Source organism: Streptomyces sp. NPDC001156, assembly GCF_053598275.1.
Genome location: NZ_JBSFJX010000003.1, coordinates 132,168 through 155,650, shown reverse-complemented (window position 1 = coordinate 155,650; position 23,483 = coordinate 132,168). Strand labels below are relative to the sequence as shown.

Genomic DNA, 23,483 nt, shown 5'->3' with positions numbered 1-23,483 from the left:
GGCCGGCATCACCGGCCGTGCCAGACGGGGGCGCGCTTGTCGGCGAACGCCCGTGCGCCTTCCTGCGCGTCCTCGCTGGCGAACACCCCGCTCGTGAGCTCGTCCTGCCGCCGGAAGGCGTCGCTCTCGTTCAGGCTCTGTGTCTCGCGCACGACCTCCTTGACGGCCGCGAGCGCCAGCGGAGCGTTCCGCCCGACGCGCTCCGCCAGTTCGCGGGCCACGCCGAGCGCGGCGCCGGACGGGGTCAGCTCGTTGACGAGGCCGTGCTCCTTGCCTTCGGCGGCGGTCAGCGGCTCGCCCGTGAGCAGCACACGCATCGCCACGTGGTACGGCAGGCGGCGCGGCAGCCTGACCAGTCCGCCCTCCGCGGCCACCAGCCCGCGCATGACCTCGGGGAACCCGAAGCGGGCGTCCTCCGCCGCGACGATCAGGTCGCAGGCCAGCACCATCTCGAAGCCACCGCCGAGCGCCCAGCCCTCGACCGCGGCGATCAACGGCTTGCGCACGGTCGTTCGGGTGAGTCCGCCGAATCCCCGGCCGGGGAGCACCGGCAGCTCACCCCTGGCGAATGCCTTCAGGTCCATGCCCGCGCTGAACACCCTGCCCGCGCCCGTGAGGACGCCGGCCGTCAGCTCCGGGTCCCCGTCGAGCAGATCCACGGCCGCCCCGAGCTGTACGGCCACCTCGTGGTCTACGGCGTTCTTCTGCTCCGGACGGTTGATCGTGATCGTCAGCACTCCGGCGCGGCGATCGTGCAGCACCACGCCCGGCGCTCCGGACGCCGTGCTCATCGCGACGCCTCCCCTTCCGGCGCGCCGGGAATCGCTCCCTCGACCTGCAGTTCGGCGATCTCGTCGGGGCCGAATCCCAGCTCGGCGAGGATCTCGTCGGTGTGCTCGCCCAGGTCCGGTGCCCGCTTCGCCGGGACCTTCGGCACGCCTCGCAGGTTGACCGGACTGCTGATGGTCTCCTCCAGCCCGGTGACCCCTTCCTGCGGCACGACGATGTCGTTCACGCGCAGCTGCGGGTCCTGCACGGCCTCCTCCGGTGTCTGGATGAGGCTGAAGGTGACGCGTTCCCGGGCCAGAGCGTCCTTCCAGTGGGCGAAGGGCCGTGAGCGGAACTCGGCGTCGAGCAGCTCGGCCAGCGCGCCGGCGTACTTGACGAAGCCCTCGGTGTCCGCGAAACGGGGATCCTCCAGCAGCTCGGGGTGTCCGATGGCCCGCGTCAGTCCCGGCCAGTGCGGGGGTGAGGCGACCAGCATGAACCACTCACCGTCCGCGGTCAGATAGGGGTTGATCAGCGGGTTCGCCGGCGCCTTCCGGTCGTGCAGCTCGAACGGCGTGCCGCCGGCGAGCGCGCCGGCCACGAGCGTTCCGGTGGCCCAGACGCCCGTCGCGAGCAGCGACGTCCCGACACTGGCCCCTTGCCCGGTCCGTTCGCGGCGGTACAGGGCGGTCACGATCGCGGCGTAGATCGCGATCGCCGTCATGTAGTCGCCGCTGCCCCAGACCGGCACGGTCGGCGGGGCTCCCGCGTCCCGGGTGGAGGCCAGCAGCCCGCTGCGCGACCAGGCGGCGGTCAGATCGAAGCCCGGCTGCCCGGCGTCGGGCCCGGCATCCCCGAAGCCGGTGATGTCGGCATAGACCACCTTCGGGTTCCAGCCCGCGATCTCGTCGTAGCCGAGGTGCAGCTTCTCGCGCGTGCCGTGCGGGAAGTTGGTGATCACCACGTCGGCCCACTCGACGAGGCGCTTGAGGATCCTGGGGGCCCCCGGGGACTTCAGGTTGATCACCATGCCGCGCTTGTTGCGGTTGGCGAGGTGCCAGCTGTAGTTGGCCTGTGCCCGGGGGCTGGGGGGCACCGAGCTCAGCCCCCGCTGGGGGTCGCCCGCTCCCGGGGGCTCGATCTTGATGACGTCCGCTCCGAAGTCGGAGAGCACGGTGGCCGCGGCCGGTGCCGCGATGAAACTCGACGCGTCGAGCACCTTCAGGCCGGTGAAGACGGATTCGATGGTCATGGCCATCACTTCACGAAGGCGCTGAGGCCGCCGGTGACGGCACGTCCGACGATGAGGGTCTGGATCTCCCGCGTGCCCTCGTACGAATAGAGGGCCTCGGCGTCGGCGACGAAGCGGCCGACCTTGTAGTCGAGGACGATGCCGTTGCCGGCCAGCAGCTCCCGCGCCCACCCCACGTTCTCCCGCATGCGCACGGTGCAGTAGGCCTTCGCCAGGGCGGACTGCTCGTCCCGGTACACCCCGGCGTCCTGCAACTGGGCCAGCCGCGTCACCATCCCGCAGGAGGCCGTGGCGTTGCCGAGCATCTTCACCAGCAGGTCCTGCACCAGCTGGAAGCCTCCGATCGGGCGGCCGAACTGCTCACGCTCCTTCGCGTACTGCAGGGCGATCTCGTAGGCACCGAACATCACTCCCACCGCCTGCCAGGCCACCCCGCTCCGCGTCCGGCGCAGGATCTCGGCGGTGTCCTTGAACGAGTTCGCCTTCTGCAGCCGGTTGGCCTCCGGGACGCGGCAGCCCTCGAGCACGATGTCGGCGTTCTGCACGATCCGCAGCGCCATCTTGTGCTCGATCTTCGTCGCGGTGAACCCGGGGGTGTCCTTCTCCACGACGAAGCCCAGCACATGACCGGTCTCGACATCGCGGGCCCAGACGACGACCAGATCGGCGAAGGTCGCATTGCCGATCCACCGCTTGGCCCCATCGAGGACCCATCCGTCGCCGTCCCGGCGCGCGGTCGTCTGCAGGCCGCCGGCCACGTCGGAGCCGCCGTGCGGCTCGGTCAGCGCGAAGGCGCCGATCTTCTCGAAGCGGCTCATCGCCGGCAGCCAACGCCGCTGCTGTTCCTCGGAGCCGCAGGTGAGGATGGTGCCCATGGCCAGCCCCGTGTGCACACCGAAGAACGTGGCCATGGACGCGTCGGCGTGCCCGAACTCCAGCGCGATGAAGCCCGCGAGGAGGTTGCTCGGCTTCGATTCCGAGGAATCCGGGTCCGCCCAGTCCAACAGCCCCAGCCGCCCGAAGCCCTCCACCAGCTGGAAGGGGAACTCGGCCCGGGCCCAGTAGTCGTCCACGATCGGGTCCACCTGCGTGCGCAGGAACTCCCGGATCGACTCGATCGTCCCCCGCTCCCCGTCCGACAGCAGTTCCTCGTAGGCGTAGAAGTCCGCGGGCAGCAGCCCTTTGTCCAGGTAGGGGCCGGAGGGTGTGGGCAAGGTCGTGGTGCCGCTCATCGCAATCTCCCTCAAGCGCTGCGGGGCATGGCTCGGAGATCCGCGCCCGTCAGCGCTCTCCCTGCCCGGCGTATCGGTTCTTGGCGCGTATTGAACGCGGAACCGGGGCCGGTTGCCCGGACCCGCGCCGACCGCGGGTGCCGATGTCGCCGCCGACCACCCCAGTGGCCCGCCGTCCGCCCCGTGCGGGAGAGGGCCGGGGCCTTCCCGGAAGGGGGGCGAGGGTTGCGCTCGGGACGACGCCGTGGAGAACGGCGCTGATGCCGCCGTGCCGCGGCGGTCCCCGGGGACGTGGTGGGGCCGGCCCGCACCGGGTCGGCGCGGGCCCCGGCTTCGGTGAGCGCGCCAGGGTGCCCGGTGCGGGCCATGAGGCCCTCCCGGGGAGGGACGGAACGGCGGCGAGGCGGGGGAACGCGGCCCCCGCCCCGCCGCCGCACGGGGTCCTGGAGCGGGTGTCAGCCGGCGAACGCCGGCTGCGGCAGGCCCTTTCCGGCGCCCGGTACGACGAGCACCGAGCCGGAGAGCGGATGCGGGGCGTCCGGACCCGTGCGGGCCGTGGTGATGTAGAGGTCGGCCAGGTCCGCCCCACCGAACGCACAGGCGGTGGGCCGGGGCACGGGCAGTTCGAGTACGCGGTCCAGCTCTCCGGAGGGGGTGTAGCGGTGGACCGCCCCGCCGTCCCACAGGGCGACCCAGACGCAGCCGTCGGCGTCGACGGCGAGCCCGTCCGGGAAGCCGCGGTCGACCCGGGCGAGCGGGCGCCGATCGAACGGAAGTCCGTCGTCGCCGACGTCCAGGACGTCGACGCGCCGGGTCGGCGAGTCGATGTAGTACATCAGCCGGCCGTCGGGACTCCAGCCCGTGCCGTTGCTGACGGCGACGTCGTCCAGCACCGTGCGCACCGTGCCGTCCGGGGCGATGCGGGACAGCGAGCCCCCGCCCGGCGCCTCGTCGTAGCGCATGGTGCCCGCCCACAGCGAGCCGTCCGGGGCGACGGCCGCGTCATTGGCACGGCGGCCGGGTACGGGTTCGCGGAGCAGCCAGCGGAAGTCACGGCCGCCCGGCCCGTAGAGGCCGACGCCGTCCCGGAGGTTCACCACCAGGCCGCCGCCCACACGCGGCTTGGCGGCACCCACGTGCTGCTCGGTCGCCATGACGGTGCGGTGCCCGGAGGCGGGGTCGTACGTGTGCACGCGCGAGCCCAGGATGTCGACCCAGATCAGCCGCCGGGCGCCGGTGTCCCAGGTGGGCCCCTCGCCGAGGGCCGCCTCCGCGCGTACGGCGACCTCGAACCCCGTCATGCGGCACCCCGGTGACCGAGCCGCTCGGAGAGTTCCCCGGCACCCTTCCTGGCGAGCTGCTCCAGTTCGGCGCGGCGCTCGTCGCTCCAGCGGATCATCGGGACGGAGATGGAGAGAGCGGCCACCACCCGCCCGGTCCGATCGTGCACCGGTGCCGCGACACAGCTGACGTCGGGGTTGGACTCGCGGGTCTCCACGGCGACGCCGCGGGCGCGGATCTCGCCCAGGGCCTCCCGCAGGACGGCCGCGTCCGTGATGCTGTTCGGGGTCATCGCGGCGAGCTCGGCACCGTCCGGGATGCGCCCGGCCAGTTCCTGCTCGGGAAGGGACGCGAGGAGCATCTTGCCGACCGAGGTGCAGTGGGCGGGCAGCCGGCGGCCGGCCGCCGACACCATGCGCACGGCGTGCGTGGAGTCGACCTTGGCGATGTAGATGACGTCGGTGCCCTCGAGGATCGCCACGTGCACCGTCTCGTCGCAGGTCTCGGCGACGGACCGGGCGACCTGCTGGCCCTCGGCGGCGAGGTCCAGCTGCTCGGCGTAGCGGCTGCCGAGTTGATACGGGCGCACGCCGAGCCGGTAGCGTCCCGGCTGGCCCGGCACCGGGACGACGTACGAGCGGGCGGCGAGCGTGGTGACCAGCTCGTGCACGGTGGTGCGCGGCAGCTGGAGCTTGCGCACGATGTCGGGGGCCGAGAGCGTCCCGTCCCCGTCGAGGAAGAGCTCCAGTATGTCGAGAGCCCGGGTCACGGCAGGTACGAGGCGTCCCACGACCGGCCCCCTCTCCTGTGTTCGAAATTTCAACTGGCGATCGGCATAGCGAACACAGGCTAGTCACAGTGGGCTTGGCCGGGCAATGGCCGTGCGGTGCGTGCGACGGTGGTCCGGGGCCGCCCGCCCCCGGGTCACGGGGTGCCGGGGATGGGCCCGAAATGCGAGGGGTCCCGGAACCCGCCACCGTCCACGTGCCACCGGAGCGGACCGCCGACGACGAATCCGCGCATGCGTTCCGCCCCGATGACGTGGAGGTGCGCGGACGTGGCCCTGAACGGAATCCCGTAGACGGTTTCCACCTGCCGTGCTTCCTCGGGAGTGCCTTCACGGATGACCAGCCCGCGGTAGAGGGACTCGAGCAGGAGTCCCGCTACGCCTTCGACATGGATGTCGATACGCGGGAGGTCCAGGGACTCGGCTGCGGCCCGCAGCAGAAGCCGGTCCTGATGCGCAGCCGTGTAGTGCCACACCTGAAAGGCGCGTTCCGACCGGAAAAGTTCGGCCATGTCTCTCCTGGTGCGCTGACAGCGGTGCGTGCTGTTCACAAAGCTCTCCCGACCGGGGGCCGGGCGGCGCTTCGCTAAGGGGTCGGGGGCATATGGAGGAAACCGGAGGGAGCGTCGTCCGCGCTCTCGGTCTCGTGAATCTCCAGCGGCCCGCCGACGACGAAGCCGGTCATACGGTCCGCCCCGATGGCATGGAGGCGTCCTCCCTGGTCGAAGACCTCCGGACCGAGAAGCGAGACGACATGGCGGATCTCTTCCGCCGTGCCTTCACGGATCACGATCCCGTGGTAGGCGGGGCGAAGGAACATGGCGGTCACACCCATGTGCAGGTCGATACGGGTGTCGGTCGCCGTGCGGCGGGAACTGCGCAGCAGTAGCCGGCCATGGTGGTGGACGGTGTACTGCCACACTGTGAAGGTCCGTTCGGACCGGAAGGTTTCGGACATACCTCTTCAGCGGCTCCCTCTGCCCTTCTCGCGGACTTCGTCCGGCACTGCCGCCCGGAAGGCCGGGCGGGCAGTACGGTGGGGCGCGTAGACCCTCGACCGAGACGCAAGGCGGTCGGCAACGCTCGTGACCCGGACCTCCCACCCCTTCGGCGCCCTGGACTTCCAGATGGTCCTGCTGCGCCGTATGGCCGACCACAATCCGGACCTGGTCGAGAACGCCCGCCGCACGCTGGGCGTGTCCATCTCCGACATGCGTGAGGCCAACAAGCGGTGGCAGGCGATGGTCCGCTCGCCGCGTCCCCGGCCGGCCGCTTCCCGGTACCGCTCGGTGCTCGGCGAGCCCGAGTCGACGCAGCCCCGCCGGATCGGCGACCTGGACTGCGAGGCCGTACTGTGGCCGGTGCCGCTCTGGCCGGACCTGCGCTTCGAGATCCTGGTGGCACCGAACGGGGTGGTGTGGAACGAGTGGCTGGTGCGTGCCCCGGGCGCCACCGCACCGGCCCTGGAGAGCGTGCAGGACCTCACGCCCTGGTCCTGCACGGTCGACGAGGTGGCCCGCGCCTTCGCTCCGGCCCGCCCGCTGGAGGGTACGGCACCCACGCGCTGGGGGCTGGCCTTCACCGCGCCGGACGCGTCGGGCGAACGGCGCGCGTGCGCCGCGGAGTTCACCTGGGGTCTGCTGCAGCGGGTCGGTGTCCGCGGGCAGCCTTGAGTATCTCCGCCACGACCACGGGCACCGATCCGGGGTGCAGGTCGAGGAACAGGTTCGGCTCGACCAGTTCGAGCTCCATCACGCACGGCCCCCCGTCCGCCCCGTCCACGAGGTCGACACGGGCGTAGAGCAGCTCGGGTGTACCCGGTACGGCGGCCAGCGCGCGCCGGGCGACGTCGAGTTCGGCCGCGGTCGGGTCCCAGGGTCCCACGCCGGGGTGGGCCACCTTCTTCTGGTCGTACGGAGTGCCGGGCACCAGGACGGCGCCCTTTCGGCTCGCGTGCAGGAACCGTCCGCCGAAGAACAGCAGCGCCCGTTCCCCGCCGGCGTCGATGCCCTTCACATAGGGCTGCACCATCGCGGTGAACCCCTCCGCGTGCATCCGCTCGAGCTGCCGTACGGCGGTGGCGTGCTCCCCGGGCGTGTACCGGGCGGCGAACCGGGCGCCCGCGCCAGAGGTGGGCTTGACCACGTACTCGTCGTCCCCGGGCAGGTCGAGGGGGTCGCCGGGAGCGACATAGCGCGTGGAGACGACCGGGACGCCCGCGGCGGCCAGCTCCCCCAGATACCGCTTGTCGGTGTTCCAGCGCACGACCTCCACCGGATTGACCAGCCGCGTGGCCTTCGCGCATCGCTCGGCCCAGTCCGTGAACTCCGCCGCCCGCCAGCTGTAGTCCCAGGTGGAGCGGATCACGGCCAGGTCGTACGCCGCCCAGTCGACGTCCGGGTCGTCCCAGTACACGGCATCGGCCCCGGCCCCGGCCGCCCTCAACTCCGTCACCAGGCCGGGCAGATCGCGGTCCGCAGAGACGTCCGGCCCGGGGCGGCAGGTGACGAGCGCGACTCGGGCGGCATCGGTGCGGGGCACGTCTGGACTCCTGTTCGGGCGACGATTGCTGCGCGCAGGCTAACAACGGGCCGGGGAGCCGCGGCACCCCATACGGGCGGCGGCGGTCAGGGCACGACCCCTGGGTGGCTCGCCCACGTCGGCCGGGACCGGGCGAAGTGAGGTGTCCATCACCACCCGAGCGGGTTTTCGCTCACTCTGGTGTAGGAACGGTCCTTGAGTCCGTACGTCCGCTTCGACCCCAGGAGTGCTCCGCGTGTTCTCCCTCTTTCCGGCCCTGACCGAGTCCTCGGCCGGGCGGCGGCCCGCCCTGCGCTTCGGGGAAAGGGCCCTGACGTACGCCGAGCTGGCCGCGGCGGCGGGTGCGCTCGCCGGGCGGATCGGCGGGGAGGCCAGGGTGGCCGTGTGGGCCACTCCCTCGTTGGAGACCGCCGTCGGTGTGGTGGCCGCGCTGAGCGCCGGTCTGGCCGTCGTACCGCTCAACCCGAAGTCCGGGGACAGCGAGCTGCTGCACATCCTGTCGGACAGTGCGCCCTCGCTGGTGCTGGCCGCCTCCGGCGACGAACTTCCCGGGCCGGTGGGCGAGTTGGAGCGCGTCGACGTCGATGTGCGTGACGCCGGCGCGTACGCGCCCGCCGATGCCGCCGACGAGGACCCCGCCCTCGTCGTCTACACCTCCGGGACCACCGGCCCGCCCAAGGGCGCCGTCATCCCCCGCCGCGCCCTGGCCGCCACGCTCGACGCGCTCGCGGACGCCTGGCAGTGGACCGGGGAGGACGTGCTCGTGCACGGGCTGCCCCTGTTCCATGTGCACGGGCTGGTTCTCGGCATCCTCGGCCCGCTCCGGCGGGGCGGGTCCGTGCGGCACCTCGGGCGCTTCAGCACCGACGGCGTGGCACGCGAGCTCGGCGGCGGGGCGACCATGCTGTTCGGCGTGCCGACGATGTACCACCGGATCGCGGAGGCGCTGCCGGGCGACCCGGGGCTGGCCAAGGCGCTGGCCGGCGCCCGGCTGCTGGTCTCGGGGTCCGCCGCACTGCCCGTGCACGACCACGAACGGATCGCCGCCGCGACCGGCCGCCGGGTCATCGAGCGCTACGGGATGACCGAGACCCTGATGAACACGAGCGTCCGCGCAGACGGGGAGGCGCGCCCCGGCACGGTCGGTGTGCCGCTGCCCGGGGTCGAGCTCCGGCTCGTCGAGGAGGACGGCTCGCCGATCGCCGCGTACGACGGGGAGACGGTCGGCGAGATCCAGGTCCGCGGCCCGAACCTGTTCACCGGGTACCTCAACCGGCCCGACGCCACCGCCGCCGCGTTCACCGCCGACGGCTGGTTCCGCACCGGCGACATGGCGGTCCGTGAGGCCGACGGGTACGTGCGCATCGTGGGCCGCAAGGCCACCGATCTCATCAAGAGCGGCGGGTACAAGATCGGGGCCGGTGAGATCGAGAACACCCTGCTGGAACACCCGGGGGTACGGGAGGCGGCCGTCACCGGGGAGGCCGACGAGGATCTGGGGGAGCGGATCGTCGCCTGGGTGGTCCCGGTGGATCCCGCGACCCCGCCCGGCGCCGATGAGCTGGCCGACCACGTGGCCCGCCGGCTCGCCCCGCACAAGCGTCCGCGGGTCGTGCGGTACCTGGACGCCCTGCCCCGCAACGACATGGGCAAGATCATGAAGCGGGCGCTGGGCGATGCCTGAGCGCCCGACCGCGCGGGAGGCCCTCGCCCTCGTCACCGAGGACTTCGGCGCACTCCCCCACCCCGTGCGGGAGTCCACGCCGGACGGCCCCCTGGAGTGGGCGGGCTACGACGCCTCGCGCGCCCGCGCCACCGCACGCACCGGCGAGGCGGAGTCCGTCGTCTGCGGCCGGGCGACCGTCGGCGGCACCCCGGCCGTACTGATCGCGTTCGAGTTCGGCTTCCTCGGCGGGTCCCTCGGCGAGCGCACCGGGGACCGCCTGGAGGCGGCGCACAGGTACGCCCGTGAGCACCGACTGCCGGTCGTCTCGCTGGTCGCGACGGGCGGCAGCCGGATGCAGGAGGGCATGCTCGCGCTGACCCAGCTCCAGCGGGTGGCCCGGCAGTCGGCGCTCACCCGCGCGGCCGGGCTGCCGCAACTCGCCGTCCTGCGCGACCCGACGACCGGCGGCGGCTGGGCCACGCTGGGCGCCGGCGCCGATGTGGTGCTGGCCCTGCCGGGCGTCCAGGTCGGCTTCGCGGGCTCCCGGGTACGCCCGCCGGACGCGGACCCGGCGGCGTACACCGCGGAGGCCCAGCTGGCGGCCGGCACGGTCGACGCGGTCGTACCACCCGAGCAACTGCGCGAGGCGGTCGCACTGTGGCTGCGGCTGCTGACGGCTCCCTCGGCCGAGCCGGCGCCCGTACCCGCCGCGCTCGGTGCGCCGCACCTGCCGGCCACCGGCTGGGACGCCGTGCGGCGCGCCCGCCACCCGGATCGCCCGCGCGCCGGGGCCTACCTGGACGCGTACTTCACCCGCCGGGCGGCCCTCGGCGGCGACCGCAGCGGTGGCAGGGACGCGGAGGGCATGCTGTGCGGTTTCGGCATCCATGACGGCCGTACGATCGCGTACGCCGCCCAGACCGGCACCGCGACCCGCCCCGCGGGATACCGCACGGCCGCCCGGCTGATCCGCCTGGCCGACGCCCTGTCCGTGCCCGTACTGACGCTGGTGGACACCCCGGGCGCCGCCAACGACGCGGAGGCCGAACGGCAGGGCGTGGGCGCCGCCATCGCGGATCTGTTCACCGCGGTCGCCACCGCCCGTACGCCCGTGACCACGCTGGTGATCGGCGAGGGCGGCTCGGGCGGCGCACTCGCTCTGGCCGCCCCCGACCGCACCTGGGTCGCACCGGACAGCTATTTCTCCGTCATCGCACCGGAGTTGGCGGCCGCGATACTCAAGCGCCCGGCCGACCAGGTGCACACCACCGCGGACCAGCTCCGCCTGCGCCCCCAGGACCTGGTGGAACTGGGAGTGGTACGGGGAATCGCAGCCACCGAGACCGCCCCACCAGGGTGAACCACGGAACACCGGCGCGGGCGGGCACGGGGGCTCCACTTGCGAGTGGACGCGGGGGCTGCACGGTGGGCAGAGGCGGGGACTCCGTTCAGGGGCTCGGCTTGCGGCCCGGGGGCTCCGCTTGCGGACGGGCGCGGGTGTTCCGCTGCGGGCGAGCGCGGGAGGCTCCACTGCCGGCGGCCGCGGGGGCCCTACGGCAAGCAGGCGCGGGGGCCGTTGCGGGGCGCCGCTTGCGGCCCGGGGGCTCCACACGACACTGCGGGCGGGCGCGGGAGCTCGACAGCGGGGGGCGTGGCGGCTCCGCTTGCGGGCGGGCGGGGGTGTTCCGCTGCGGACGAGCGCGGCGGGGACTCCTTCGCGAAGAGTCGCGAGGACCCCTGCGCGGGCACCCACGCGGCTCCGCTTCCGGGCGGCCGCGGGGACTCCTTCCTCGGGCTCCTTCGCGGGCAGGTTCGGCAGCTTCTCCTGCGGGCGGGCGCGGGACTCCGCTAGCGGGCGGGTGCGGCGGCTCCACGGCGGGTTGGCGCGGAGACTCCTCCGCAGCAAGACGCGGGAACTCCTTCGCCGGCAGGCACGGGGCTCCATAGCGGGCGGGCACGGGACTCCGCTAGCGGGCGGGTGCGGCGACTCCACGGCGGGTTGGCGCGGAGACTCCTCCGCAGCAAGACGCGGGAACTCCTTCGCCGGCAGGCACGGGGCTCCATAGCGGGCGGGCACGGGTGTTCCACTCCAGGCGGCCGCGGGACTCCGCGGGCAGGCGCCGGAACTCCTCCGCGAAGAGTCGCGAGGACCCCTCCGTAGGCACCCGCGGCGGCCCCGCTTGCAGACAGGCGCGGGGGCTCCTCCGCGGGCAGGCGTCGCGACTCCTCCGCAGGCAGGCGCGGAGACTCCTCCGCGAGCGGCCGCACAGGCTTCGATGCCGAGGTCAGCGCGCGGTGCCAGGGGAGCGGGGACACAAGCTTCCCGGGGCGCGACGCACCTCAGTTCACCCGTCCGGGTGAACCCGCCCGGCCCCTCTCAAGGGGCGAGGTCCTTCCGTCCGGCGCACGATGCTGAAGGAGAGGCCCGCCACCCGGCGGCCACCCGCGGTCTGTTCTCGGAAGGTACCGCCATGACCGTCAGTCTGGACCAGCTGCGCCGTTGCCATTTCGCCGTCGACCTGGGAGCGGCCCGGACCCGTGTCTACGTCAAGGGGGCCGGGCTTGTGGTGGACCAGCCCAGCGCCGCCGCCGTGAACACCCGGACCGGTGCGCTGATAGCGGTCGGTGAGCTCGCCGAGAAGATGACGGGGCGTACTCCCGCCTACATCCGCGTGGCGCGGCCCGTGTCCGGCGGCACCGTCGTGGACATCGAGATGGCCCAGCGGATGCTGCGCCATCTGCTGGGCGAGAAGCTGCGCCGGAGCCTGCGCCGCAAGCCCCGGCTGCGGGCGGCGGCCTGCACGCCGCACGACGCGGACCCGCTGGCGCAGCGCGCGGCCATCGAGACGCTCGTGGGCCTGGGCGCCCGGAGGGTGGAGCTCGTCGACACGCTGGTCGCGGCCGCCGTGGGGTGCGGGCTGCCGGTGGAGCAGCCCGAGGCCTCCATGATCATGGTCTGCGGGGCGGCCGCCACACAGATCGCCGTGCTCTCGCTCGGGAACATCGTGACCGCGGAGCGGATCCCCGTCGGAGGCGAGGCGGTCGACCACGCGATCGTGCAACATCTGCGGCACGAGCACGCGTTGATGCTGCCGAGCCAGTCGGTACGGCCGCTGCAGCTCGCCCTCTCCGGCAACGGGCTCACCCCGCACGGACCCGCGGCCACCGAGATCCTCGGGCGCGACGTGGCGACGGGACTCGCGCGTTCCGTGCTGGTTGACACCGCCGCCGTACGGGACGCCATCCAGACCCCGCTGACCGCCGTCCTCGACGGCATCGGCAAGGTACTGCGGGACTGCCCGCCCGACCTGGTGGCCGACCTCGCCGACCGCGGCATCATGATGGTCGGCGGCAGCGCCCTGCTGCCGGGCCTCGACCAGATGCTGCGCCAGGCCACCGGTATGCCCGTGCACATCGCCGAGCGACCGGACATCTGTGCGGTCCAGGGCCTGGGAGAGATGCTGGAGGGCAGGATCCAGCCACTGCTTCTCAATCCGCTGGCGGCCTGACCCGAAGGGGGGCCCGCGCCCCGGTGTCCGTACTGCACCCCTTCATGGACCGTCGCCGTACCGCGCCGTCCTCCGCCACGGCGTCACAGGGCCTGCTCAGCCCAGACGATCTTGCCCTGTGAGGTGTAGCGCGTCCCGACCGCCTCGGCGATCTCGGTGACGATGAGCAGGCCGCGCCCGCCCTGGTCACCGGCCTTCGGATGCCTGGGGTGCGGAGCCGCGCTGCTGGTGTCGGACACTTCGCAGACCAGGGCGCGGTCCCGGATCAGGCGCAGTTCCACCGGGCCGGTCGAGTAGCGGATGGCGTTGGTGACCAGCTCGCTGGCCAGCAGCGTGGTGCTGAAATCCAGGCTGTCGAGGTCCCAGGCCTGCAGCTGCCGCCGGGTCCAGGCACGGGCCACCACGACGGCCGCGAGGTCGTGGGGCAGCCGCAGGCTGGCGATGTCCTGGGAGTCCAGCGCCCGGGTGCGGGCGGCCAGCAGCGCCTGGCAGTGGTCGGGGAGCAGCACGCGCGCGTAGGCGTCGAGGACCGCCTGGACCGGGTGGCCGGACCAGCTCGGCACCGCCCGCGAGGTCGGCCCGAAGCGTGTCTCCGGAGCGGGCTCGGGTGCCTCGCCGCTGCTGCCCAGGAGCAGGACGCTGTCCGGATGGACCTGGAACTCCCACTCCTCGAAGGGCTCGTCCGAGGAGCCGAGCGGCCGGTGCTCGGGCAGGTAGGGGGTGCTGACCCTGCCCTGGGCGGTGACGACCTGAAGACAGACGTTGCCCGCCCGTGAGACCGTGCAGCGCCCGTTGACCGGGTCGTAGACCAGGAACAGACAGTGGTCCCCGGCGCCCGCCGGCTCGTCGTCGGCGTCCGTGGAACAGCCCTGCGGCGAGGGTGGCGAGGGACTGTCCGCGGCGATGCCGTTCACCCGCGCCAGAAGCTCCGAAGGCGCCATGTCCAGCCTGGCGAGCGCAGCGATCACCGCCCGCAGCCATCCCATCCGGGCCGCCGCGCCGAGGCCCTCGTCGCCTGCCACGCCCACCACGAGGGCGAGACGCGCGCCCGGGAGCCGGATGGCGTCGAACCACGCACCGGCGGATCCGCCGGACGAAACCTGTCCGCCGATGGCGGGCGCCGCGGTCACCGAGGGCATCTCCTCCGGCAGCAGAGAGCGCTGCAGCTCCCGTCCGGCTTCCTCCCACTCGATGCGGCGTCGCATCAGGTCGAGCCCGCGGGCCGTGCGCTCCGCGAGTTCGGTGGCCGCCCGCAGGTCGTCCTCCCGGAACGGCGGAGAGACGGCGCGCCGGTAAAAGGTCGCCAGTCCGAGAACCAGGCCCTGGACGGTCAGCGGGACGACCATCATGCAGCGCAGCCCGGCTTCCTCGATCCGCCGAGCGCGGTCCGGGTCACGCGCCAGCCACCGGGGCTGGGAGCCCAGGTCGCGGACGATGCGAGGCCGCAGGTCCTTGACGCACTTGCGGTACGGAGTCTTGGCGGGCAGCCTGCTCTCGTCGCCGACCGCATAGGCCGGACGGCATCCACGGCAGTGCACCGAACGGAAGGCGGCGCGCCGCAACGTGGGGCGTGCGCTCTGCGCTCCGTGCCAGGCCCGTTCCCCGCACCGGACCGTGTCCGAGAGCTCGACGGCAGCCAGGTCGGCCAGACCGGGCACCGCTGCGTCCGCGAGGCCTTGAGCGAGCTGGAGCGGGTCCCCCGCGGGCCTGGCCGGGCACCCGTCGGTGTGTGGAGGAGTGAAAGGGGTCATGGTGGCCGTCCTGAGGATGTACCTGGGTGGTTGAGCTGCCATCCAGGTTCCGCCCGCACCGTGACGTGCCGCATCGGCGCCGTACCGCAGTGAGGGTCCGCAATGCGCACCCGGGGGCTCGCGGGGACCCCGCAGCCCGTTGCGGGTTTCCCGCACACTCCCGCCCGAGGGCCGTATGGAGCGGCCGGACGGGCGACCGGAGTCCTACCGTTGCTGTTATGAACGTCCAACGTCACGGCCCCGCTCCCCCGGCCGACCCGCGGACGACCGTGGTCCTCGCGGACGACCATCTGGTGGTCCGGGCGGGTATGCGGCTGCTGCTCTCCCAGGACAAGGCCTTCCAGGTCGTCGCCGAGACCGGCACCGTGCCCGAGACCCTGCGTGTCGTGCAGGACCGCCGTCCGTCCGTGCTGGTCCTGGACCTGTCGATGGGAGGGCAGTCGAGCCTGCCGGTCATACCCGAGCTGCTGGCCGCCTCCCCCGAGACACGGATCCTGGTCCTCACCATGCAGGAGGATCCGGCGTTCGCGCGGGCCGCGATGAGATCGGGAGCCACCGGCTACCTGCTCAAGGAGGCCGCCGGCGAGGAACTGGTCGCGGCGACCCGCCAGGTCTCCACCGGTGGCACCTACGTGCAGCCCGCCATGGGAGCCCGCCTGGCGACCGCGGACAACGGGAGCGACGGCGGGAACGTACTGACCGGCCGCGAGGTCGAGGTGCTGTCCCTGCTGGCGGCCGGACACACCAACCAGGAGATCGCCCGGCGCCTGTATGTCTCGGTGCGGACGGTCGAGACCCACCGGGCCCGCATCCGGGACAAGCTCGGCACGGAGACACGAGCCGAGCTGATCGCGGCGGCACGCGAGCGCGGGCTGCTCACATGACCTGGGGGCTGCCACCGCGGTTCCGCCTCGTCACCGAGGCGGCGGCCACCGCACTGCTGGTGGCAGCCCTGGCGCTGGAGGTCACCGACCAGCCGCTGCAGTCCGAACTCGTCCTCTCCCTCGCCGCGGCGATCCTCTTCTTCACCGCCGCCTCCCTCTCCACCCTGGCGCGCCGGACCTGGCTGATGGTCGTGGCCGGGATCTCGATGATGCTCGCGGTGGCGGGACTGGTCCGCATCGCCCAGGAGCCGCTCCTCAACGCCCTGCACGTCCTGCCCCTGCTGCTGATCGCCTACGCGGCCTCCACCGGACGCGCCACGGCTCTGCGCCAGCGCAGACTCGAGCGGATACGGGCCTCCGCGCGCCGCGACGGTGAGGAGCGGGAACGCCACCGCTGGGCCCGTGAGCTGCACGACGACACGCTCCAGGAACTGGGCGCGGTGCAGATCGTGCTGGCCTCCGCGGCCGTCGGCGGGCGGCCCGAGGCCATGCGGGCGGCCATCGACCAGGCGCGCAGTCTCATCAGCAACCAGATCGCCTCGCTGCGTCACCTGATAGCGGAGCTGCGCCCGGCCGCCCTCGACCAGCTGGGGTTGCGGCCGGCCCTCCAGACGCTGTGCGAGCGCGCCTCGGAAACCTTCGGCATCGCCGTCGAGTTCCGCGGCGACCCGGACGGGGACGGGGTCGGCGACAGCCGGCTCAGCCCCGAGGCGCAGGCCCACGTGTACCGCATCGTCCAGGAAGCGGTCACCAACGCGGTGAAGCACGCCCAGCCCCGCACCATCCGGGTGGAGCTGCACGAGCACGGGCGCACGGTCACCGCGACGGTGACGGACGACGGCTGCGGGATGCCCAACCCACCCGGCGCCCGCACACCCGCTCGCGCCAGGGGCGCCGCGTCCCCGGGCATGGGCTTGGCGGCCATGCAGGAGCGCGCGGACCTGCTGGACGCGTATCTCGCCTTCTCCAGCGTGCCCGGCGCGGGGACCCGGGTGAGGCTGCGGGTGCCGTACGACAGGTGACGTGGCGAGCCCGGCGCCGAGCGGACCCGCTGGACGGAACCTGCCAAGTGGCTTACCCCACGGAAAGATCCCCGCGCCCGTGCGTCCGATCCGGGGGGGCATGGCCGGCCTGATGCGAGAGAACCTCTGCGTCACGCGGGACATCGAGCCGGCCTCGGGGCCCGGACCGACCGTCCTCCGGCACGACTGGGGTGCCGGCGGATCGCCGCAACCCGGGCGCGACGGTGCTGGTCCCGCTGAGGGCCCCGGCACGCCCACGAGCGGAGCGCATCCGGGGGGCCGAACTCCGCACCGGCTGGGACCAGTTGGTGTCCTGATCTTCCGCCACTCGGGCGGGCGGCGGGCCGACTGCAGATCCCTGACGTGTCGTTACCGCCATCCGTGGCAGAGAGGGTGCACAATCGGTGCAGGTGAAAACGTTCCTGCACCGACAGGCCTCGGTGGGGCGGGTGGGACTCGAACCCACGGCCGACGGATTATGAGTCCGCTGCTCTAACCGGCTGAGCTACCGCCCCGTTACGGCGCGTCGCGTACATGTGTGCGCGCCGTCTGCCGCAGCATAGCCGCTCATACGATCTCCTGCTTCGGATGGTCGGCTACACGTGACCTTGAGGACCCCACCAAAGGTGCAGCGGTTCCCGCGGACATGAAAAAGGACCCCAGTGGGGTCCTTTTCAGCGCTCCCCCGACTGGACTCGAACCAGTAACCTGCCGGTTAACAGCCGGCTGCTCTGCCAATTGAGCTACGGAGGATTGAGCTCCCCCGACTGGACTCGAACCAGTAACCTGCCGGTTAACAGCCGGCTGCTCTGCCAATTGAGCTACGGAGGAATGCCTCGTTGCATCGAACGTACCTACCTGGGTATCCGCCAGGGGGCGCGCGCTCGCTGCGACACATACATTAGCGCAAGCAGGGGGGTGCTCCGCCAATCAGTACTCCCCCGCGCCGATGCCCACGCAAGGGACGACGCAGACGCAAGGGAAGGGTGGCCGCCATGCGCTATCGGCTCACGTTCGTCGCCGGACTGGTTCTGGGCTACGTGCTGGGCACGCGAGCCGGACGTGAACGGTACGAGCAGCTGAAGAAGTCCGCCCGTCAGGTCGCCCAGAACCCCGCCGTCCGCAACACCGCCGAAACCGCTGCCCAGCAGGGGCGCGAGATCGCCGGGAAGGCTTTCCACGTCATGAGCGACAAGGTCGGCGACCGCATGCCGGCCTCGGTCGCCGGGCGTGTCCGCTCCCTGCGTGACCGGAACGCGAACGGCAGCGGCGGGGACGACTGGGGAACGAACAGCACCTGACGGCCCCGGCCGCCGGCACCCGTCCGGCGGCCGCCAGGCTTCCGTTCGCGCCGGGAGTGTCGTGAAGCGCTCCCGGCGCGGCGCGGTCACCCCCCTCCGTACGGCAGAATTCCGCCATGGGGATAGTCGCCGGGTTGGACAGTTCGCCCGATTTCACTCGTATCGTCGTCTGTGACACGGACACGGGTGCCGTGCTCAGGCAGGGGTATGCACCGCATCCGGTGGAGAGCCCCGAGGCCGGCGCTGCCGGCGGAGGCCGTCCCTCCGACATCGATCCGCAGGCCTGGCTGCTGTCGCTCGGGGAGGCGGCCGGCGGCGGGCTCCTCGAAGGCGTGCAGGCCATCGGCGTCTCCGCCCAGCAGAACGCGCTGGTCCCGCTGGACGCCCAGGGCACCACCGTGCGCCCCGCGCTGGTCGGCGGCGACAAGCGGGCGCAGGTCGCGGCGGCCGACCTGATCGAGGCCCTCGGCGGCCGGCAGGCCTGGGCCGAGGCCGTCGGATGCGTACCGCAGGCCGCGCAGCCCGTGACCAAACTGCGCTGGCTCGCCAAGAGCGAACCCGACAACGCCCGGCGCACCGCCATGCTGCTGCAGGCCCACGACTGGCTCGTGTGGCAGTTGCTCGGGCGGCCGTTGCGCAGGACCACCGATCGCGGCGGGGCCTCCGGAACCGGGTACTGGTCGGCGGCGACCGGCGCCTACCGCACCGATCTGATCGAGCTGGCGCTCGGCCACCAGGCCATGGTGCCCGAGGTGCTGGGGCCCTCCGAGGCGGCGGGTACGACCCCGGAGGGGCTGCTGATCTCCGCGGGCACCGGCGAGACCATGGCGGCCGCCCTGGGTCTCGGCATCGGGCTCGGCGACGCGGTCGTCTCACTCGGTGCCTCCGGATCCGTCATGGCCGTGCACCCCGAGGCACTCGTCGACTCGACCGGGATGATCACCTCGCTGGCGGACGCGACCGGCATGCACCTGCCGGTGGTGACCACGCTCAACGCGGTGCGCACCCTGCGCGGCACCGCCGAACTGCTCGGCGTGCCCGACCTCGAGACCCTGTCCGAGCTCGCCATGAAGTCGACACCCGGCTCCCACGGGCTCGTCCTCCTGCCCTACCTGGAGGGCGAGCGGACCCCCAACCTGCCGCACACCGCCGGCACCCTGGCCGGACTGCGGCGCGAGTCGATGCGGCCCGAGCACCTGGCTCGCGCCGCGTTCGAGGGAATGCTGTGCGGACTCGCGGACGCGCTGGACGTACTACGCGGGCGCGGCGTCGAGGTGCGGCGGATCTTCCTGCTGGGCGCCGCCGCGGAGCTGCCCGCCGTGCAGGCCGCGGCGCCCGCGCTGTTCGGCGTGCAGGTCGTGGTGCCGCAGCCGGCCGACTACGCGGCGGTCGGCGCGGCCCGGCAGGCGGCCTGGTCCCTCGGCGTGTCGCGGGGCACGCTCGACCCGCGCACCCCGCCCGCCTGGCAGGGACCGGCCGGCCAGGTGCTGGACCCGGGCGACGAACTGGCGGTGGGACAGGCGGTGCGCCAGCAGTACGTGTCGGTGCGCGAACAGACACATCCGGGGGCATTCCGCTCATAGAGTCACAAACGCCCGCACCTTCGAACGCTCACCCGGTGCCGTACACGTGCGGGCGTACCGGTGCGGTGCCTTTTCCGGCTCCTTGCCTGTCCACGTCCGGTGGCTGAATCCACGTCAGCATTTCCGCCCGCCGTCACATTATTCAGTTGAGGTAACGCGGGTGGAGTGTCGGACGATAGTGGGTGGTGCATCACCGACCGCGATGCCGTCCGTCGACGACTCCGAGAGATCTCGCGTGCTCATACGACTTCTGAGGGCCCACCTGCGCCCGTACAAGAAACCGATCCTCCTGCTGGTGCTGCTGCAGTTCCTGCAGACCTGCGCCACGTTGTACCTGCCCACCCTCAACGCGCACATCATCGACAACGGTGTCGTGAAGGGCGACACGAACTACATCCTGACCTTCGGTGGCCTGATGATCGGGGTCTCCCTCGGCCAGGTCGTGTGCAACATGGGCGCCGTCTACTTCGGTGCCCGCACCGCCTCGGCCGTCGGCCGGGACATCCGGGCCGCCATCTTCGACCGGGTGCAGTCCTTCTCCGCCCGTGAGGTCGGCCATTTCGGGGCGCCGTCGTTGATCACCCGCACCACGAACGACGTGCAGCAGGTGCAGATGCTCACCCTGATGACGTTCACCCTGATGGTGTCGGCGCCGATCATGTGCGTGGGCGGCATCGTGCTGGCGCTCGGCCTGGACGTGCCGCTGTCCGGCGTACTGGTCGCCGTGGTGCCCGTGCTCGGCATCAGCGTGACGCTGATCGTGCGGAGGCTGCGGCCGCTGTTCCGCAGCATGCAGGTCCGTCTCGACACGGTGAACCGGGTGCTGCGCGAGCAGATCTCCGGCAACCGGGTCATCCGCGCCTTCGTCCGTGACGACTACGAGAAGGGCCGCTTCGGGGAGGCCAACACGGAGCTCACCGAGGTTTCCCTGCACACCGGCCGGACCCTCGCGCTGATGTTCCCCATCGTGATGACCGTGGTGAACCTCTCCTCGATCGCCGTGGTCTGGTTCGGGGCGCACCGCATCGCCAGCGGCGGCATGCAGATCGGCGACCTGACCGCGTTCCTCGCCTATCTGATGCAGATCGTGATGTCCGTGATGATGGCCACCTTCATGTTCATGATGGTGCCGCGCGCGGAGGTGTGTGCCGAGCGCATCGAGGAGGTGCTCGACACCGAGTCCAGCGTCGTGCCGCCCACCGCCCCGGTGGTCGAGTTGCGGCGCCACGGCCATCTGGAGATCCGCGGCGCCGGGTTCCGCTACCCGGGTGCCGAGGAGTCGGTCCTCAAGTCCATCGACCTGGTGGCGCGGCCCGGCGAGGTCACGGCCGTCATCGGGTCCACCGGCAGCGGTAAGTCGACCCTGCTCGGGCTGATCCCCCGCCTCTTCGACGCCACCGAGGGCGAGGTGCTCGTGGACGGCGTGAACGTCCAGGAGGTCGAGCCGCGGCTGCTGGCGAAGACGGTCGGGCTGGTCCCGCAGAAGCCGTACCTGTTCGCGGGCACGGTCGCCACCAACCTGCGCTACGGCAATCCCGATGCGACCGACGAGGAGCTGTGGCAGGCGCTGGAGGTGGCGCAGGCCAAGGAGTTCGTCTCGAAGCTGGAGAACGGGCTCGACTCTCCCATCGCGCAGGGCGGGACGAACGTCTCGGGCGGCCAGCGCCAGCGTCTGGCCATCGCTCGCACCCTCGTCCAGCGTCCGGAGATCTACCTCTTCGACGACTCCTTCTCCGCGCTCGACTACGCGACCGACGCGGCCTTGCGGGCGGCGCTCGCGCAGGAGACCGCGGAGGCGACCGTCGTGATCGTCGCCCAGCGGGTGGCGACCATCAGGGACGCCGACCGGATCGTGGTCCTCGACGAGGGCCGGGTCGTCGGCACCGGCCGGCATCACGAGCTGATGGCAAGCAACGAGACCTACCGGGAGATCGTGCTCTCCCAGCTCACGGAAGCGGAGGCTGCCTGATGGCCGGGCCCATGGGACGCATGATGGGCGGGGGCGGCCCCGACCAGCGCTCGATGGACTTCAAGGGATCCGGAAAGCGGCTCCTCGCCCAGTTCAAGCCCGAACGCACCCTCATCGTCGCGATGTTGGTCTGCGGCGTGCTGAGCGTGGGGCTCTCCGTGATCGGGCCGAAGATCCTCGGCAGGGCGACCGACCTCGTCTTCGCCGGGATCATCGGCCGGCAGATGCCCGCGGGACTCACCAAGGAGCAGGTGCTCGAGTCCATGCGGAAGCGGGGCGAGGGCGGCATCGCCGACATGCTCTCCGGCACGGACTTCACCCCGGGCAAGGGCATCGACTTCGATGCCGTGGGGAACGTCCTGCTGCTCGCGCTCGGCACGTTCCTGGTGGCCGGCCTGCTGATGGCGGTGTCCACCCGGCTGTCCAACCGGGCCATCAACAAGACCGTCTACCGCATGCGCGAGGACGTGCAGGCGAAGCTGTCGCGGCTCCCGCTGTCGTACTTCGACCAGCGGCAGCGCGGTGAGGTGCTCAGCCGCGCGACCAACGACATCGACAACATCGGGCAGACGCTCCAGCAGTCGATGGGTCAGCTCGTCAACTCCCTGCTCACCATCGTCGGTGTGCTCGTGGTGATGTTCTGGGTGTCCTGGGTGCTGGCGCTGGTCGCACTGGTGACCGTGCCGCTCTCCTTCGTCGTGGCCACGCGGATCGGCAAGCGCTCCCAGCCGCACTTCGTGCAGCAGTGGCGCACCACCGGCAAGCTGAACGCGCACATCGAGGAGATGTACACCGGGCACACCGTGGTCAAGGTGTTCGGGCGCCAGGACGAGTCGGCGCAGCAGTTCGCCGAGCAGAACGAGCAGTTGTACGAGGCCGGTTTCAAGGCGCAGTTCAACAGCGGTGTGATGCAGCCGCTGATGATGTTCGTGTCGAACCTGAACTATGTGCTGGTGGCCGTCGTCGGTGGACTCCGGGTCGCGTCGGGCTCCCTGTCCATCGGTGACGTCCAGGCCTTCATCCAGTACTCGCGGCAGTTCTCGATGCCTCTGACGCAGGTGGCGTCGATGGCGAACCTGGTGCAGTCCGGGGTCGCCTCGGCGGAGCGGATCTTCGACCTGCTGGACGCGGAGGAGCAGGCCGCCGACCCCGAGCAGGGACAGCGTCCGGAGGAACTGCGGGGCCGGGTCGCGCTGGAGCACGTGTCGTTCCGCTACGACCCCGACAAGCCGCTGATCGAGGATCTGTCGCTGAAGGTCGAACCAGGCCACACGGTCGCGATCGTCGGCCCGACGGGTGCCGGGAAGACCACGCTCGTGAACCTGCTGATGCGGTTCTACGAGGTCACCGGCGGGCGGATCACGCTCGACGGGGTCGACGTCGCCAAGATGTCCCGGGACGAACTGCGGGCCTCGATCGGGATGGTGCTCCAGGACACCTGGCTGTTCGGGGGCACGATCGCGGAGAACATCGCGTACGGCGCCGCGCGCGAGGTCACGCGGGGGGAGATCGAGGAGGCGGCGCGGGCGGCGCACGCCGACCGGTTCGTCCGTACGCTGCCGGACGGCTACGACACCGTGATCGACGACGAGGGCACGGGGGTGAGCGCGGGTGAGAAGCAGCTCATCACCATCGCGCGGGCGTTCCTGTCCGACCCGGTGATCCTGGTGCTGGACGAGGCGACCAGTTCGGTGGACACCCGCACGGAGGTCCTGATCCAGAAGGCGATGGCGAAACTGGCGCACGGACGGACGTCCTTCGTGATCGCACACCGGCTGTCGACGATCCGGGACGCGGACACGATCCTGGTGATGGAGAACGGGTCCATCGTCGAACAGGGCACACACAGCGATCTGGTGGACGCCGACGGTGCCTACGCACGGCTGTACAAGGCGCAGTTCGCCCAAGCGGTGGCCGAGGTCGACTGAGTCCCTGGG

At 72.0% G+C, this 23,483-nt stretch carries 19 protein-coding genes and 3 tRNA genes; 10 read left to right on the top strand and 12 right to left on the bottom strand.

The annotated features are described in order from the left end of the window. Window positions 1–8 precede the first annotated feature (8 nt). The 7 genes from ACWDA7_RS02975 to ACWDA7_RS02945 all read right to left on the bottom strand — a co-directional run bounded on the left by ACWDA7_RS02975 (window position 9) and on the right by ACWDA7_RS02945 (window position 6,278). Window positions 9–791, bottom strand: coding sequence for a crotonase/enoyl-CoA hydratase family protein (locus ACWDA7_RS02975; protein WP_450602465.1), 783 nt, complete (start codon window positions 789–791; stop codon window positions 9–11). Next, complete coding sequence (locus tag ACWDA7_RS02970; protein WP_450602464.1) at window positions 788–2,020, bottom strand: CaiB/BaiF CoA transferase family protein; 1,233 nt, start codon at window positions 2,018–2,020, stop codon at window positions 788–790. The genes ACWDA7_RS02975 and ACWDA7_RS02970 overlap by 4 nt, the downstream gene beginning before the upstream one ends. 5 nt (window positions 2,021–2,025) lie before the next feature. After that, window positions 2,026–3,252, bottom strand: a complete 1,227-nt coding sequence (locus ACWDA7_RS02965) for an acyl-CoA dehydrogenase family protein (RefSeq protein WP_450602463.1) — start codon at window positions 3,250–3,252, stop codon at window positions 2,026–2,028. Window positions 3,253–3,707: 455 nt separating this feature from the next. Beyond that, entirely contained in the window at window positions 3,708–4,553 is an 846-nt protein-coding gene (locus ACWDA7_RS02960) for an SMP-30/gluconolactonase/LRE family protein (RefSeq protein WP_450602462.1), read from the bottom strand. Continuing rightward, window positions 4,550–5,323, bottom strand: a complete 774-nt coding sequence (locus ACWDA7_RS02955; protein WP_450602461.1) for an IclR family transcriptional regulator — start codon at window positions 5,321–5,323, stop codon at window positions 4,550–4,552. The genes ACWDA7_RS02960 and ACWDA7_RS02955 overlap by 4 nt, the downstream gene beginning before the upstream one ends. Window positions 5,324–5,457: 134 nt before the next feature. Further along, window positions 5,458–5,832, bottom strand: a complete 375-nt coding sequence (locus ACWDA7_RS02950) for a hypothetical protein (protein WP_450602460.1) — start codon at window positions 5,830–5,832, stop codon at window positions 5,458–5,460. Window positions 5,833–5,906: 74 nt separating this feature from the next. Continuing rightward, entirely contained in the window at window positions 5,907–6,278 is a 372-nt protein-coding gene (locus ACWDA7_RS02945; RefSeq protein WP_450602459.1) for a hypothetical protein, read from the bottom strand. Between the two features lie 169 nt (window positions 6,279–6,447). On the opposite strand from ACWDA7_RS02945, the gene ACWDA7_RS02940 reads away from it, so the two are divergent. Beyond that, window positions 6,448–6,993, top strand: coding sequence for a hypothetical protein (locus ACWDA7_RS02940; protein ID WP_450602509.1), 546 nt, complete (start codon window positions 6,448–6,450; stop codon window positions 6,991–6,993). On the opposite strand, the gene ACWDA7_RS02935 is transcribed toward ACWDA7_RS02940, so the two are convergent. Then, window positions 6,947–7,861 carry an ATP-grasp domain-containing protein gene (locus ACWDA7_RS02935; protein WP_450602458.1) on the bottom strand — a complete coding sequence of 305 codons (915 nt, stop codon included), beginning with the start codon at window positions 7,859–7,861 and terminating at the stop codon, window positions 6,947–6,949. The genes ACWDA7_RS02940 and ACWDA7_RS02935 overlap by 47 nt on opposite strands. A 235-nt stretch (window positions 7,862–8,096) precedes the next feature. On the opposite strand from ACWDA7_RS02935, the gene ACWDA7_RS02930 reads away from it, so the two are divergent. From ACWDA7_RS02930 to ACWDA7_RS02920, 3 genes are all read left to right on the top strand, one after another. Continuing rightward, on the top strand, window positions 8,097–9,545 hold the full coding sequence (locus ACWDA7_RS02930; protein ID WP_450602457.1) for an acyl-CoA synthetase: 1,449 nt from the start codon (window positions 8,097–8,099) through the stop codon (window positions 9,543–9,545). Then, window positions 9,538–10,887 (top strand): carboxyl transferase domain-containing protein, encoded by a 1,350-nt coding sequence (locus tag ACWDA7_RS02925; RefSeq protein ID WP_450602456.1) that lies wholly within the window; start codon window positions 9,538–9,540, stop codon window positions 10,885–10,887. The genes ACWDA7_RS02930 and ACWDA7_RS02925 overlap by 8 nt, the downstream gene beginning before the upstream one ends. 1,111 nt (window positions 10,888–11,998) lie before the next feature. Next, window positions 11,999–13,036 carry a rod shape-determining protein gene (locus ACWDA7_RS02920; protein ID WP_359403699.1) on the top strand — a complete coding sequence of 346 codons (1,038 nt, stop codon included), beginning with the start codon at window positions 11,999–12,001 and terminating at the stop codon, window positions 13,034–13,036. 83 nt (window positions 13,037–13,119) lie between these two features. Here the strand turns inward: ACWDA7_RS02920 and ACWDA7_RS02915 are convergent, their stop codons facing one another. Further along, window positions 13,120–14,787, bottom strand: coding sequence for an ATP-binding SpoIIE family protein phosphatase (locus ACWDA7_RS02915; RefSeq protein WP_450602455.1), 1,668 nt, complete (start codon window positions 14,785–14,787; stop codon window positions 13,120–13,122). A 218-nt stretch (window positions 14,788–15,005) separates the two neighbouring features. On the opposite strand from ACWDA7_RS02915, the gene ACWDA7_RS02910 reads away from it, so the two are divergent. Both ACWDA7_RS02910 and ACWDA7_RS02905 read left to right on the top strand, forming a co-directional pair. Further along, window positions 15,006–15,671 (top strand): response regulator, encoded by a 666-nt coding sequence (locus ACWDA7_RS02910; RefSeq protein WP_450602454.1) that lies wholly within the window; start codon window positions 15,006–15,008, stop codon window positions 15,669–15,671. Next, window positions 15,668–16,693, top strand: a complete 1,026-nt coding sequence (locus ACWDA7_RS02905) for an ATP-binding protein (protein ID WP_450602453.1) — start codon at window positions 15,668–15,670, stop codon at window positions 16,691–16,693. Before ACWDA7_RS02910 ends, ACWDA7_RS02905 begins: the two co-directional genes overlap by 4 nt. Before the next feature lie 441 nt (window positions 16,694–17,134). Here ACWDA7_RS02905 and ACWDA7_RS02900 read toward each other — a convergent pair. The 3 genes from ACWDA7_RS02900 to ACWDA7_RS02890 form a co-directional block, all read right to left on the bottom strand. Beyond that, a tRNA-Ile gene (locus tag ACWDA7_RS02900) sits at window positions 17,135–17,208 on the bottom strand. Between the two features lie 165 nt (window positions 17,209–17,373). Beyond that, a tRNA-Asn gene (locus ACWDA7_RS02895) sits at window positions 17,374–17,446 on the bottom strand. Window positions 17,447–17,451: 5 nt separating this feature from the next. Then, window positions 17,452–17,524, bottom strand: a tRNA-Asn gene (locus ACWDA7_RS02890). A 164-nt stretch (window positions 17,525–17,688) separates the two neighbouring features. Between ACWDA7_RS02890 and ACWDA7_RS02885 the strand changes: the two genes are divergently transcribed. From ACWDA7_RS02885 to ACWDA7_RS02870, 4 genes are all read left to right on the top strand, one after another. Next, complete coding sequence (locus tag ACWDA7_RS02885) at window positions 17,689–17,994, top strand: YtxH domain-containing protein (protein ID WP_359403686.1); 306 nt, start codon at window positions 17,689–17,691, stop codon at window positions 17,992–17,994. Between the two features lie 116 nt (window positions 17,995–18,110). Beyond that, a complete protein-coding gene (locus tag ACWDA7_RS02880; protein WP_450602452.1) occupies window positions 18,111–19,577 on the top strand; it encodes an FGGY family carbohydrate kinase in 1,467 nt (488 codons plus the stop codon). Window positions 19,578–19,812: 235 nt separating this feature from the next. Next, a complete protein-coding gene (locus tag ACWDA7_RS02875) occupies window positions 19,813–21,546 on the top strand; it encodes an ABC transporter ATP-binding protein (protein ID WP_450602451.1) in 1,734 nt (577 codons plus the stop codon). Then, on the top strand, window positions 21,546–23,474 hold the full coding sequence (locus tag ACWDA7_RS02870) for an ABC transporter ATP-binding protein (RefSeq protein WP_450602450.1): 1,929 nt from the start codon (window positions 21,546–21,548) through the stop codon (window positions 23,472–23,474). The genes ACWDA7_RS02875 and ACWDA7_RS02870 overlap by 1 nt, the downstream gene beginning before the upstream one ends. Window positions 23,475–23,483: the final 9 nt, after the last annotated feature.